Raw genomic sequence first — 13,770 nt, forward strand, 5'->3', positions numbered from 1 at the left:
CTTATGAGAAGCAATCGGTTTATTAAACGCCTGGACTTGTATATCATCAAGAAATTCTTGGGGACATACGTGTTTGCTATTGCATTGATTATTTCTATTGCAGTAGTATTCGACTTTAACGAGAAAATGGATAAGTTTATGGAGCGAAGTGCACCGTGGTCGGCTATCATCTTCGATTACTATATGAACTTCATTCCTTATTTCGCAAATCTGTTCAGTCCGTTGTTCGTATTTATTGCTGTCATATTCTTTACTTCAAAGTTGGCCGAGAACTCTGAGATTATCGCGATGTTCTCTACCGGTATGAGTTTTAAACGCATGCTACGTCCTTATATGATATCGGCCGGTATCATCGCGATCTCTACCTTTATATTAGGATCGTATGTTATCCCGAGGGGAAGTGTGACGCGTTTGGATTTTGAAGATAAATACGTAAAGAAAAAAAAGACTACTTATGTACATAACATACAGTTGGAGATCGACACAGGCGTGATTGCTTATATTGATAATTATCAGGATTATAACAAAACGGGAAACCGCTTTTCGCTGGATAAGTTTGTAGATAAGAAGCTGGTGTCTCATTTGACCGCCCGCAGTATAACTTATGACACTACAGCTGTTAATAAATGGACGATCAAGGATTATATGATTCGTAATCTGGACGGATTGAAGGAGACAATTATCCGTGGGGATAAACTGGACTCCATCATACCGATGGAACCTGCCGATTTTATGATCATGCGTAATCAACAGGAAATGCTGACCAGTCCGCAATTAAGCGCTTATATTGATAAACAGCGCCAAAGAGGCATCGCTAATATCAAAGAGTTCGAGATCGAGTATCATAAGCGGATCGCCATGTCATTTGCATCGTTTATCCTGACTGTAATCGGAGTATCTCTTTCTTCAAGAAAAACAAAAGGGGGAATGGGGTTACATTTGGGAATCGGGCTTGGTTTGAGTTTCTCATACATCCTGTTCCAGACCGTAGCATCCACTTTCGCAGTGAATGGAAATATGCCTCCGGTGATCGCAATGTGGATTCCTAACTTACTATATGCACTGATTGCATTTTACTTATATAGAAAGGCTCCCAAATAATGGAGTGCATCTGAATATGAAAGGTCTAAAAATAAGAATTTCCGCCTGCTCCTGTGAAATCACAAGTGCGGGCGGAATTTTTTGTTGTATTCATTTCCTCTTTTGTCTCGTTCCCAAGACCGAAGTCCTGTAGGGAACCCCCACTTTCTTCTTACGCCTTAAAATCAACCTTTGATTTTGTTTGCATAAGCAGAAAGTTCTGCAGCAGAGATGTTTTTGGCTATAATCACACCATTTCCATCCAATAAATAGTTAGTGAAACCCCGGTTCAAACGGTATTTCTTAAACAAGCCGGAGCTTTCGCCTTTAGTTTCCACGAAACAGGTGGGCGTAACTATTTGGTCCTTACGAATGGTTTCTTTAAATACCGACTGGTACTCGTCAAACGAAACGGAAACCATTTCCACATCTTGAGAAGTTGATCGAAGCGCATTGCTTAAACTTGCGTTTTGCATCCGGGACTGCGCATCATAACTTGCCCAGAAACTAAGCAGCACATATTTACCTTTCAAATCGGTTAAATCAAGATTGTGCTGTACATCTGACGTAGTTTCGATTCTGAAATCAGGGGCTACGTCACCCACGTTCAAACCTCCGGTGGGTTTGTCTTTTTCTACGAAAGAAGTCAAGGAACTAATTAGTAATACAACAAAAATCCATTTTACATGCCTCATGTAATTCGGTTTTAGTTAATACTATCCGGGACTGTCCTCTAAACAGTGGTCTCTCCCCGAAACATCGTCTTTTTAGGCACAACAGAGAGGAATCTGTTGACTGTCAAGGCCTTTAATTCAGAAACCGGGTGCAAAGGTAAGTAAATATTATTTCAACTTCCAAATAAACAAGTAAATTTCTCACTTTTTAGGTGCAGTTTTTTATGTTATTTAGCATAAATACTGGGAATTTTCTCCTACTTTTGCAGGATACTTAATGAACAATCCGCTATGCAACCATCAAAAACAGAACTAATTCTGATCCGTATCACCGGTGAAGATCGTCCGGGACTCACAGCTTCCGTAACAGAAATATTGGCAAAATACGATGCTACTATTTTGGATATTGGTCAGGCAGACATTCATAATACTCTTTCGTTGGGTATTCTTTGTATGACTGAGGAGCAACTTTCGGGATTTATGATGAAAGAGTTACTTTTCAAAGCATCTTCTTTGGGAGTGACTATTCGTTTCTATCCAATTTCTGCGGAAGAATACGAAAGCTGGGTAAATCTGCAGGGTAAGAACCGTTATATTCTTACTTTGTTGGGACGTAAGCTCACTGCTCGTCAGATTGCAGCGGTAACCCGCATCTTAGCTGAACAGGACATGAATATTGATGCTATCAAACGTCTGACCGGACGTATTCCATTGGACGAAAGGAAAATGCACACTCGTGCTTGCATTGAGTTTTCAGTTCGTGGTACCCCCCGGGATAAAGAAGCTATGCAGGGACAATTGATGAAGTTGGCCAGTGAACTTGAAATGGACTTCTCTTTCCAGCTCGACAATATGTATCGTCGTATGCGTCGTCTAATCTGTTTTGATATGGATTCTACCTTAATAGAGACCGAAGTGATTGACGAGCTGGCTATGCGTGCGGGTGTAGGGGCCGAAGTAAAAGCAATCACCGAACGTGCCATGCGCGGGGAGATTGACTTTACGGAAAGCTTTCGCGAACGGGTTGCATTGTTGAAGGGGCTGGACGAGTCTGTTATGCAAGAGATTGCCGAGAGTTTACCAATTACCGAAGGAGTCGATCGTCTGATGTATGTACTGAAGAAATATGGTTATAAAATTGCTATTCTTTCGGGAGGCTTTACCTATTTCGGACAGTACTTGCAGAAAAAATATGGTGTTGATTATGTATATGCTAATGAACTTGAAATAGTCGATGGCAAACTGACAGGCCGTTATCTGGGAGATGTAGTGGACGGAAAGCGTAAGGCGGAATTGCTCCGGCTGATTGCTCAGGTAGAAAAAGTGGATATTGCTCAAACCATTGCCGTGGGTGACGGAGCCAATGATTTGCCAATGTTGGGGATTGCAGGTCTTGGCATAGCCTTTCATGCAAAGCCTAAAGTAGTAGCCAATGCCAAGCAGTCTATTAATACAATTGGGCTTGATGGGGTACTCTATTTTCTGGGCTTTAAAGACTCATATCTGAATATGTAAGAGTGGGAATAATAAAAGAACCCGAAAAATTTGTACTACGTAGTGAATTTTCTATCTTTGCGAGCAAATAAAAAGAAACGATGAAGTTTTCCGAATTACAATTAAATGACAATGTACTTGAAGCACTCGACGCTATGCGTTTTGAGGAATGTACTCCCATACAAGAACAAGCGATTCCTGTAATACTTGAAGGTAGAGATTTAATAGCAGTAGCGCAAACGGGAACCGGAAAGACGGCTGCCTTTTTGTTGCCTATATTGAATAGATTGTCCGAAGGCGGACACCCGGAGGATGCTATTAACTGTGTGATCATGTCCCCTACTCGTGAACTGGCTCAGCAAATAGACCAGCAAATGGAAGGATTTTCTTATTTTATGCCTGTTTCAAGTGTAGCTGTCTATGGTGGAAATGACGGAATACTTTTCGAACAACAGAAGAAAGGCTTGATGCTCGGGGCTGATGTGGTTATAGCTACACCGGGACGCTTGATTGCACATCTGAGTTTGGGTTACGTTGATTTATCCCGAGTTTCTTATTTTATTCTGGATGAAGCGGATCGCATGCTTGATATGGGCTTTTACGAAGATATAATGCAGATTGTAAAATACTTGCCCAAGGAACGTCAGACCATTATGTTTTCTGCTACCATGCCCTCCAAGATACAGCAATTGGCCAATACTATTCTTAATAATCCGGTGGAGGTCAAACTGGCAGTATCAAAACCGGCTGAAAAAATCGTTCAGGCTGCCTATGTTTGTTACGAGAATCAGAAATTAGGCATTGTACGAAGTCTCTTTGCGGAGGAAGTTCCTGAAAGAGTGATCATCTTTGCATCTTCCAAATTAAAGGTAAAGGAGGTTGCAAAAGCCTTGAAAATGATGAAATTGAATGTCGGAGAGATGCATTCGGATCTTGAGCAGGCACAACGTGAGTTTATTATGCATGAGTTCAAATCGGGACGTATTAATATTCTGGTTGCTACGGACATCGTATCCAGAGGTATTGATATTGATGATATCCGTTTAGTCATCAATTTCGACGTACCGCATGACAGTGAGGATTATGTACACCGCATTGGACGTACTGCGCGTGCAAATAATGATGGAGTCGCTCTTACGTTTGTTAATGAAAAAGAACAGACAAACTTTAAAAATATCGAGAACTTTCTTGAGAAGGAAATTTATAAGATTCCTGTACCTTCAGAATTAGGAGAAGCACCTCAATATAACCCTCGTTCGAATAATAGTGGCGGAAGAGGAGGAAGAAACTTTCGAAATGGAGGTAGAAGAAACAGTAATGGGGGACGCTCTGCATCACCCAGATCGGGCAGAAAATAAGCGTACGCTTTCTGCCCCCTACCCTTTTTTTCTAAAATATGTCTCTTTGATATCTTTTACAATCAGATGCTTATTTGTATTTAGCAGCTGCTATATTCAATTGTCCATTAAAGCTAATGGTCAAATTCACAAGATTGCATACCGGACTTTCCGGAATGCAAACTAAGGCTTGGTAATGATAACCTGTGCGATCAATTCCTGTAAAATTCATATCGGACAAAATGGCTTGTTGCAAAAAGTCGGCAGGAATCACATCAACAAACATTTGTTTGGTGATATCTTTGGCATATAGACTCTTTTTGCCTTCATACACACATATATGCATCACGTTATCATAATAAATGTTGTCCATACTGATGCCATCGTCTGAATATGTTGTTTTTACTACTTTCATTTGTGACGGATTAATGTATACGTAGGCTCTGTAACGGACACCATCGTATATTACTACACTATCTTTTTTAGTAACTTCCGTATAAGTTGGGATAACTTCTGCAGATTTGCGAGAGAATACCAATGTATCATTCGGATCTTCTGATTTATGCAACTTGACAATGTTGTCAGCCAGAGAATGAAACCAAAAAGAGTATTCACTCTGTTTGTCAATCTGGTATCGGGTTATATCTTTGCCATATGTATAAAGAGTATCTTTTAAAACCTTGAAGTAAACCGGAGTGCTCTGAGTGTCGGCATAATATATAGTATCTCCGATTATGCGCATCAGGGGAGTTTCTGTTTCATCATCAAGCCAAATGCCTTGGAGGATTTCTTTAGCTTTGGGGTCTTCATTGTCTTCAGAGGGCTGTTGTCCTTTGCCATTATTGCATGCTACGAATAAGACCATCAGTAACAATGTTGCAATGTACTTTATCATCTGTTTAATTTTGTGCAAAATTACTCATTTATATCGATAAAGATATAAAAAGGAGCTGAAAAGTAAGTCGGGGATTACAAAAAAACTCCTGACTTTTCAGCTCCGTTATTACTTTTTTGAGGATATGGATATTGGATATTATTTACCGATGCAGTGGTATATAAAGCCTTGTTCCTCCATTTCTTTTTTATCATAAATGTTACGACCGTCCATGACTACCTGTTGTGACATTGTCTTTCTCACAACAGCCCATGAAGGCAGACGGAATTCTTTCCATTCGGTAACCAGCATCAGCGCATCGGCATCCAAAACGGCATCGTACATGTCGCGTGCATAATATATGGAGTCGCCGATCCGCCTTTTACACTCATCTGCCGCTGCCGGATCATAAGCACGTACGTGACATCCTGCTTTAAGCAACTTATCAATTAATACCAGCGCAGGTGCTTCACGCATGTCATCTGTTTCGGGTTTGAATGCCAGTCCCCATAATGCAATGGTTTTGCCTTTCAGGTTTCCATTGAACTGTTTTACTAACTTATCGAATAACAGGCTTTTTTGAGCTTCATTCACATCCTCTACAGCCCGTAATACCCGCATTTGATATCCATTCTGTTCAGCCGTTTTAATCAAAGCCTTTACATCTTTTGGAAAACATGATCCGCCATAACCGATGCCCGGATAGAGGAATTTACGTCCGATACGGGTATCTGAACCGATACCACTGCGTACCATATTGACATCGGCCCCTACCAATTCACACAAGTTCGCAATGTCGTTCATGAAACTGATCCGGGTAGCTAACATTGAGTTGGCAGCATATTTAGTCATCTCAGCAGAAGGAATGTCCATGAATATCACACGAAAGTTATTTAGCATAAACGGTTTGTAAAGCTTGGTCATTAGTTTCTCTGCACGTTCCGACTCGACGCCAATGACAACACGGTCAGGACTCATAAAATCATTAACAGCATTACCTTCTTTCAGGAATTCAGGATTCGAAGCCACATCAAATTCTATTTTGGCTCCCCGTTTGTCCAGTTCTTCCTGAATGGCAGTACGAACTTTACAGGCTGTACCTACGGGTACGGTACTCTTGGTAACTACCAGTTTATATTTTTTCATGTTCTGTCCGATAGTGCGTGCTACTGCAAGTACGTAACTCAAGTCGGCACTTCCGTCTTCATCGGGAGGGGTTCCAACAGCGGAAAACACCACTTCTACATCATCCAGGCAGCTTTCCAATGAAGTTGTAAACTTCAGTCTTCCAGCTCTGGTATTACGGATAACCATTTCTTCCAACCCATTTTCATAAATGGGAATAACACCTTTTTTAAGTGCTTCTATTTTTTCGTTGTTCGTGTCAACACAAGTGACATCCACGCCTATTTCTGCAAAACAGGTTCCTGTGACCAAACCTACGTATCCGGTTCCGACAATTGCAATTTTCATATTCTTTTGATTATTGAGGGTTTCTATTCAAAATACTCTGCTGCTCGGAAATTTCCTGCCTGCCGGTCTTTTTCCGACATGACGAGTTGTGAATCGGCAATAGGCCAGTCGATGCCCAATGCCGGATCATTGTATATTATGGAGGCTTCCGCCTGAGGAGCATATATATTATCTACTTTATAAGTAAAAACGGCCTCTTCGCTTTTCACCAGAAATCCATGAGCAAAACCACGAGGAATAAAAAGCTGGCGCTTATTGTCATCACTTAGCAATACGCTGATATGTTTTCCGAACGTGGGAGACGATTTTCTTAAATCAACAGCTACATCCAAAACTTCGCCTTTAATGACGCGTACCAGTTTAGCTTGGCAATAGTCTCCTTTCTGATAATGGAGTCCGCGCAACGTGCCGAATGAAGATTTGGATTCATTATCCTGTATAAAATTTATCTGCCCGATAGTAGCATCAAACTCTTGCTGCTTAAATGCTTCCATGAAATATCCGCGCGGATCAGAAAAAACCTTCGGCTCAATGATCCACACACCATCTATTTCTGTTTGTATATAATTCATTCGTTTCTGATGATATTATTAAGTAGCGCAAAAGTAGGCATTTTTTCTAATATGACAGGTATAGATAGATAAGAAAGGAAGGTTGAGTTTAGCATTTGTTAATAATAAAATGTGCAGTTTTATGGCATATCTTGAATTAATCTGTTAATTTTGCACACATGATTGAATTGGCACAGCATATTGAAGTATTATTATTGGAGAATGATTGTGTAATTGTTCCCGGATTTGGTGGATTTATCGCTCACTACGCTCCTGCTATGAGAGTGGCTGAAGAAAATATATTTCTCCCTCCTACCCGTGTTATCGGTTTCAATCCCCAATTGAGGTTGAATGACGGAGTATTAGTGCAATCATATATGGCTGTGTATGATACCAATTTCTCGGATGCCACAAAAATGGTGGAAAGAGAAGTGGCAGAGCTTATTGCCGTTCTCCATGAAGAAGGAAAAACTGATTTACCTAATATTGGAGAAATCCGTTATACTATTCATAACACTTACGAGTTTATTCCATACGACAATAAAATTACTACTCCTTATCTTTACGGACTCGATTCGTTTGAGATAAAAGAGTTAACGTCTTTACGACGTCCGGAAAGAGAGAAAATTCTTCCGCTCATTCCTAAAGAAAAGAAAAATCGTGAAATCAGCGTAAACTGGGCATTTTTAAGAAATGCAGTAGCAATGATTGCTGCGGTTGCATTGTTTTTTCTAATGTCTACTCCTGTCCAAAATACATATGTAGAAAAGGGTAATTATGCTCGATTGCTTCCTACTGATTTGTTTGAGAAGATAGAAAAACAATCGGTAGCAATGACTCCGGTTATGCTGAAAGCAAACGTTGCTACTCCACAAGCTAAACCGGTAACTACAAAGAAGAAAACGACGACTGTCTATAAAGCGTCTGTAACAAAACCGGTTGCAGTAAAAGAAGTAAAAGTTGCCCATGCGGAAAAGCCAATGAAAACAGCTGATGCAAAGGTTACAGAAGCTTCTTTTCCATATCATATAATCATAGCCAGTGTAGCTAATACCAAGGAGGCTGAGTTAATGGCTGCTGAATTGAAAACTAAAGGTTATGCAGGTGCCAGTGTATTGACAGGTGACGGCAAAATTCGTGTTAGCATAATGTCATGTGCCAATCGTGAAGACGCTAACCGTCAATTGTTGAAATTAAGAGAGAACGAGGCTTATAAGAATGCCTGGATGCTGGCTAAATAAATATTTTTATAATGAAAAGAATTCTTTGCCCTAAGTGTGAAAATTACCTTTCTTTTGATGAAACCAAATATAGCGAAGGCCAATCATTGGTTTTTGTATGTGAACATTGTGGTAAACAGTTTAGTATCCGACTGGGAAAGAGCAAAATAAAAGCTTCCCGTAAGGAAGAGAAATTGGACGAGGAGGTATATAAAGAAGAATATGGCTGTATCGTCGTGATTGAGAACGTATTTGGTTTCAAACAAGTCCTACCCCTGCAGGAAGGTGATAACATCATTGGGCGTCGATGTATCGGTACAAATATCAATACTCCGATTGAAACCGGCGATATGAGTATGGACAGACGTCACTGCATTATCAATGTAAAACGTAACAAGCAGGGGGAATTAGTTTATACTTTACGTGATGCCCCGAGTCTGACAGGTACTTTTCTTATGAACGAAATTTTGGGTGATAAAGACCGTATTCGTATTGAAGACGGAGCTATCATTACTATTGGAGCTACTACTATTATTCTCCGTTCCGCAAGAAAAAGAGAGGAAATCTGAATTCTCAATAGAGTATGAACAGTGATATACTTTTTATGCTAATAATCTGAAAAACAGTGTTTTTAGGAAGTTAATATCGTAAAGGCAGGAAGTTAACTTCTTGCAAACAAGATATTAACTTTCTATCCTTTATGAAGTTAATATCTTACCCCTCCCTTTAAAAGAGTGTTTTTTCCATATTATTTTAAAGTTTAAATTCATAAATATCTGGTTTGTCTTTGCATCTCTAAGTAATTTTTTTAATTTTGTGTTCGATAACGATAAATAAAATCGAAATATAAATAGAATATATTGTATTTATAATCAACAATATACCTTGGCTTTAATACAAATAACTATTCTGTACAATAAAAACACAAAGAAATGAAAAAATTTATGGGTAAGAACTTCCTGCTGCAAACAGAAACGGCTCAGGAATTATATCACGAACATGCATCTAAGATGCCGATTATTGATTATCACTGTCATTTAGTTCCCCAGATGGTAGCGGACGATTACCAGTTTAAATCTATAACCGAAATCTGGCTCGGTGGTGATCATTATAAATGGCGTGCCATGCGCTCAAATGGTGTGGAGGAGCGTTTTTGTACAGGAAAAGACACATCAGATTGGGAAAAATTTGAGAAATGGGCGGAAACAGTTCCATATACCTTACGTAATCCTTTATATCACTGGACTCATCTGGAGTTGAAAACAGCATTTGGTATTGATAAAATATTGAACCCCAAAACAGCACGTGAAATTTATGATGAATGTAACGATAAACTGGCTTCTCCAGAATATTCTGCCCGTGGAATGATGCGTCGCTATCATGTGGAAGTCGTTTGTACGACCGATGATCCTATCGATTCATTGGAGTATCACATTAAAACACGTGAAAGTGGATTTGAAATAAAGATGTTACCCACTTGGCGGCCGGATAAAGTGATGGCTGTAGAAATACCATCAGACTTTCGTGCTTATGTTGAAAAACTATCGGAAATAAGTGAGGTCGATATCTCTGATTTTGACGATATGATAACAGCCTTGCGTAAACGCCACGATTACTTTGCCGATCAGGGATGTAAGCTGTCTGATCATGGAATCGAAGAATTTTATGCTGAAGAGTATACGGATGGCGAGATTAAAGCTATTTTCAATAAAATTTATGGTGGATCTGAACTAACAAAAGAGGAGGTTCTGAAATTTAAATCGGCTATGTTGATTATACTGGGTGAAATGGATTGGGAGAAGGGATGGACACAACAATTTCACTATGGTGCAATTCGCAATAACAACAGTCGGATGTTTAAATTGCTGGGACCTGATACTGGGTTTGATTCCATTGGTGAGTTTATGACCGCTAAAGCAATGAGTAAATTTCTGGACCGTCTGAATTCAAAAGGTAGACTGGCCAAAACAATTCTATATAATCTGAATCCTTGTGCAAATGAAATGATTGCTACTATGATAGGTAATTTTCAGGATGGCAGTATCCCCGGAAAAATTCAGTTTGGATCGGGGTGGTGGTTTCTTGATCAGAAGGATGGAATGGAAAAACAATTGAACGCCCTTTCTTTACTTGGATTGTTGAGTCGCTTTGTAGGAATGCTGACGGATTCTCGTTCTTTCCTCTCCTACCCTCGTCATGAGTACTTCCGCCGTACATTGTGTAATCTATTGGGGCGTGATGTGGAAAGCGGTGAAATACCGGCATTTGAGATGGACCGTGTCTGTCAGATGGTTAAAGATATCAGCTATTTTAATGCTAAAAACTTTTTTCAGTTTTAATTACCTGTTTATTTAACTGTTATAATAAATTAAGTCGGAAACTGGTTCTCCAAGCCTTTTTCCGGCTTTTATTTCATGAGTGGCTGGTCGGATTGGCAAAAAATCTTATCTTTGCGTTCGATTATCAATTAAAAAAAGAAAAACATAAATGAACAATTCCCCTCAGCCTGCTGCTAAAGGGTTCACAAGAGCCTTTTATGTCAGCAACACAGTCGAACTGTTTGAACGCATGGCTTACTATGCCGTGTTTATCGTTCTCACTATTTATCTATCTACAATTTTAGGTTTTAATGATTTTGAAGCAAGTATGATTTCCGGCCTTTTTTCCGGTGGATTATACTTGCTTCCTATTTTTACCGGAGCATATGCCGATAAAATCGGTTTTCGCAAATCAATGCTTGTTGCTTTTTCATTATTGACAGCCGGATACTTGGGCCTGGGAGTATTACCCACGTTACTTGAAAGCGCCGGATTAGTGACTTATGGAGAAAACACTCATTTCGATGGACTGACGGATAGTGCCTCCCGTTGGTTGATAGTTCCGGTTCTATTTATAATTATGATAGGCGGCGCATTTATTAAATCGGTTATTTCAGCTTCTGTTGCCAAGGAAACAACTGAAGCGACTCGGGCACGCGGATATTCTATTTTTTATATGATGGTTAATATCGGTGCCTTTACCGGTAAAACGGTTATCGATCCTCTACGGAATGTTATTGGTGACCAAGCTTATATCTATATTAACTATTTCTCAGGAGTCATGACTCTCATCGCTTTGTTGGCTGTTTTCTTTTTGTATAAATCGACTCATACCGTAGGAGAAGGAAAGAGTATGCGTGAGATCGGACAAGGTTTCTTGCGTATTGTCACTAATTGGCGTTTGCTGATCTTAATCCTTATTATTACGGGATTCTGGATGGTACAACATCAGCTTTATGCTACAATGCCTAAGTATGTTATTCGCATGGCTGGTGAAACTGCAAAACCGGGGTGGATTGCCAATGTAAATCCTTTTGTCGTTGTTTGTTGTGTGAGCTTTGTGACTCGCTGGATGGCCAGACGAAGTGCTATCACTTCGATGAATATTGGTATGTTTCTGATTCCGATATCAGCGCTGTTGATGGCATGTGGTAATCTCTTGGGCAATGAAGTTATCTCGGGAATGAGTAATATTACGTTGATGATGATTGCCGGCATCGTGGTACAAGGCTTGGCAGAATGCTTTATTTCTCCGCGTTATCTGGAATATTTCTCTTTACAAGCTCCTAAAGGTGAAGAAGGCATGTACTTAGGTTTTAGCCATCTTCACTCTTTTTTGTCTTCTATTTTTGGCTTTGGGCTCGCAGGGGTGCTGCTGACCAAGTATTGTCCGGATCCTGCCCTGTTTGAATCCAGAGAAGCTTGGGAAGCCGCCAGTGTAAATGCTCATTACATCTGGTATTACTTTGCAGCAATCGGTTTGATTGCAGCAATTGCATTGCTTATTTTTGCAAAAATCACCGATTTCATCGATAAAAAGAAGAAAGCTAACACCTGATTGTTTCCTTTTTTATGTATATTTGCCGTCACTTTGCCATAAAAGTTGACGGCAATTTGCATTTAAAAGAAGAGAATAATAATGAAGATTAGATTTATAAGCCTGGCAAGTGGCAGTAGCGGAAACTGTTATTATCTGGGTACCGAAAAATACGGCATACTCATTGATGCAGGTATCGGAATTCGTACCATAAAAAAAACGTTGAGAGATATAAATGTGACGATGGATTCGATACGCGCAGTGTTTATAACGCATGATCATGCTGATCATATCAAAGCTGTGGGGCATTTAGGTGAGAAGTTGAATATTCCGGTATATACCACAGCACGTATACATGCGGGGATTAATAAAAGTTATTGTATGACAGAAAAATTGCATGCTTCTGTACGCTATCTGGAGAAAGAAGAGCCTATGCAATTGGAAGACTTCCGCATTGAATCTTTTGAAGTTCCACATGACGGAACAGACAATGTGGGTTATTGTATAGAAGTTGATGGTAAAGTCTTTTCTTTTCTAACAGACTTGGGAGAGATTACTCCGACTGCTGCCCGATATATCTGTAAAGCCCATTATTTGATTCTTGAAGCTAATTATGATGAAGAAATGCTTCGTATGGGACCTTATCCTACATATCTGAAAGAACGTATTTCAAGTAGTACAGGCCATATGAGTAATGTAGATACTGCCGACTTTCTTGCTGAGAATATCACGGAACATCTTCGTTATATCTGGCTTTGTCATCTGAGCAAAGATAATAATCATCCGGAACTGGCTTATAAAACGGTTGAATGGAAATTAAAGAATAAAGGCGTCATTGTTGGGAAGGATGTGCAACTGCTTGCTTTAAAGAGAAATACGCCATCAGAGCTCTATGAATTTGAGTAAGTGTGAGAAAAAAAGAATAAAAAAGATTCCTATTTGTTTTGCAATATGAAATAAAAGCCCTACTTTTGCAACCGCAAACGAGAAACAAGCACTCTTAGCTCAGCTGGTAGAGCAATTGACTCTTAATCAATGGGTCCAGGGTTCGAGTCCCTGAGGGTGTACAAGAGGGTGTCCGAAAAGGGTACCCTCTTTTTTTATGTAAAAGTCCGAACTTTCCCAAGCTCGGACTTTTTAATTTGCTCTAAAATGTTTATCTTAGAGCATGTTAATCGATAGTGCAAATATACAATTTAAGGAGTATTCTCA

Annotated in this window: 12 protein-coding genes and 1 tRNA gene; 9 read left to right on the forward strand and 4 right to left on the reverse strand. The window is 39.7% G+C overall.

Annotated features, from left to right (window positions below; all coding sequences use genetic code 11):
* Positions 1-3 precede the first annotated feature (3 nt).
* On the forward strand, positions 4-1,101 hold the full coding sequence (locus tag KO473_RS08075; protein ID WP_005777794.1) for an LptF/LptG family permease: 1,098 nt from the start codon (positions 4-6) through the stop codon (positions 1,099-1,101).
* 164 nt (positions 1,102-1,265) lie between these two features.
* Here the strand turns inward: KO473_RS08075 and KO473_RS08080 are convergent, their stop codons facing one another.
* Positions 1,266-1,775 carry a thioredoxin family protein gene (locus tag KO473_RS08080; protein ID WP_005777789.1) on the reverse strand — a complete coding sequence of 170 codons (510 nt, stop codon included), beginning with the start codon at positions 1,773-1,775 and terminating at the stop codon, positions 1,266-1,268.
* A 270-nt stretch (positions 1,776-2,045) separates the two neighbouring features.
* Here KO473_RS08080 and serB point away from each other — a divergent pair, with 270 nt between their 5' ends.
* Complete coding sequence (gene serB / locus KO473_RS08085) at positions 2,046-3,269, forward strand: phosphoserine phosphatase SerB (protein WP_005777787.1); 1,224 nt, start codon at positions 2,046-2,048, stop codon at positions 3,267-3,269.
* A gap of 80 nt (positions 3,270-3,349) precedes the next feature.
* The gene (locus tag KO473_RS08090) at positions 3,350-4,606 is read left to right on the forward strand and encodes a DEAD/DEAH box helicase (protein WP_005777785.1); all 1,257 of its coding nucleotides are present in this window, start codon (positions 3,350-3,352) and stop codon (positions 4,604-4,606) included.
* 70 nt (positions 4,607-4,676) lie between these two features.
* Here KO473_RS08090 and KO473_RS08095 read toward each other — a convergent pair whose 3' ends face one another.
* The 3 genes from KO473_RS08095 to rfbC form a co-directional block, all read right to left on the reverse strand.
* Positions 4,677-5,480 carry a DUF4738 domain-containing protein gene (locus tag KO473_RS08095; protein WP_005777779.1) on the reverse strand — a complete coding sequence of 268 codons (804 nt, stop codon included), beginning with the start codon at positions 5,478-5,480 and terminating at the stop codon, positions 4,677-4,679.
* A 138-nt stretch (positions 5,481-5,618) separates the two neighbouring features.
* Positions 5,619-6,932 (reverse strand): UDP-glucose/GDP-mannose dehydrogenase family protein, encoded by a 1,314-nt coding sequence (locus KO473_RS08100; RefSeq protein WP_005777777.1) that lies wholly within the window; start codon positions 6,930-6,932, stop codon positions 5,619-5,621.
* Positions 6,933-6,955: 23 nt separating this feature from the next.
* Entirely contained in the window at positions 6,956-7,504 is a 549-nt protein-coding gene (gene rfbC / locus KO473_RS08105; protein WP_005777775.1) for a dTDP-4-dehydrorhamnose 3,5-epimerase, read from the reverse strand.
* 158 nt (positions 7,505-7,662) lie between these two features.
* Between rfbC and KO473_RS08110 the strand changes: the two genes are divergently transcribed.
* From KO473_RS08110 to KO473_RS08135, 6 genes are all read left to right on the forward strand, one after another.
* On the forward strand, positions 7,663-8,724 hold the full coding sequence (locus KO473_RS08110) for an SPOR domain-containing protein (protein WP_005820259.1): 1,062 nt from the start codon (positions 7,663-7,665) through the stop codon (positions 8,722-8,724).
* An 11-nt stretch (positions 8,725-8,735) separates the two neighbouring features.
* Complete coding sequence (locus KO473_RS08115; protein WP_005777770.1) at positions 8,736-9,272, forward strand: FHA domain-containing protein; 537 nt, start codon at positions 8,736-8,738, stop codon at positions 9,270-9,272.
* Between the two features lie 363 nt (positions 9,273-9,635).
* Positions 9,636-11,042, forward strand: a complete 1,407-nt coding sequence (gene uxaC, locus KO473_RS08120; RefSeq protein WP_005820257.1) for a glucuronate isomerase — start codon at positions 9,636-9,638, stop codon at positions 11,040-11,042.
* A gap of 148 nt (positions 11,043-11,190) precedes the next feature.
* Positions 11,191-12,579: an MFS transporter gene (locus KO473_RS08125; RefSeq protein ID WP_005820255.1), complete on the forward strand. Its 1,389-nt coding sequence runs from the start codon at positions 11,191-11,193 to the stop codon at positions 12,577-12,579.
* A gap of 81 nt (positions 12,580-12,660) precedes the next feature.
* Positions 12,661-13,464 carry an MBL fold metallo-hydrolase gene (locus KO473_RS08130; protein WP_005777763.1) on the forward strand — a complete coding sequence of 268 codons (804 nt, stop codon included), beginning with the start codon at positions 12,661-12,663 and terminating at the stop codon, positions 13,462-13,464.
* A gap of 88 nt (positions 13,465-13,552) precedes the next feature.
* Positions 13,553-13,625 (forward strand) — tRNA-Lys (locus tag KO473_RS08135).
* Positions 13,626-13,770: the final 145 nt, after the last annotated feature.

Source organism: Bacteroides sp. HF-4919 (assembly GCF_018860125.1).

Coding starts and splice junctions, on each gene's coding strand:
- KO473_RS08115 (WP_005777770.1), top strand. CDS start 8,736: ATGAAAAGAATTCTTTGCCCTAAGTGTGAAAATTACCTTTCTTTTGAT.
- KO473_RS08095 (WP_005777779.1), bottom strand. CDS start 5,480: ATGATAAAGTACATTGCAACATTGTTACTGATGGTCTTATTCGTAGCA.
- serB (WP_005777787.1), top strand. CDS start 2,046: ATGCAACCATCAAAAACAGAACTAATTCTGATCCGTATCACCGGTGAA.
- KO473_RS08090 (WP_005777785.1), top strand. CDS start 3,350: ATGAAGTTTTCCGAATTACAATTAAATGACAATGTACTTGAAGCACTC.
- KO473_RS08100 (WP_005777777.1), bottom strand. CDS start 6,932: ATGAAAATTGCAATTGTCGGAACCGGATACGTAGGTTTGGTCACAGGA.
- KO473_RS08110 (WP_005820259.1), top strand. CDS start 7,663: ATGATTGAATTGGCACAGCATATTGAAGTATTATTATTGGAGAATGAT.
- rfbC (WP_005777775.1), bottom strand. CDS start 7,504: ATGAATTATATACAAACAGAAATAGATGGTGTGTGGATCATTGAGCCG.
- KO473_RS08075 (WP_005777794.1), top strand. CDS start 4: ATGAGAAGCAATCGGTTTATTAAACGCCTGGACTTGTATATCATCAAG.
- KO473_RS08080 (WP_005777789.1), bottom strand. CDS start 1,775: ATGAGGCATGTAAAATGGATTTTTGTTGTATTACTAATTAGTTCCTTG.
- KO473_RS08125 (WP_005820255.1), top strand. CDS start 11,191: ATGAACAATTCCCCTCAGCCTGCTGCTAAAGGGTTCACAAGAGCCTTT.
- uxaC (WP_005820257.1), top strand. CDS start 9,636: ATGAAAAAATTTATGGGTAAGAACTTCCTGCTGCAAACAGAAACGGCT.
- KO473_RS08130 (WP_005777763.1), top strand. CDS start 12,661: ATGAAGATTAGATTTATAAGCCTGGCAAGTGGCAGTAGCGGAAACTGT.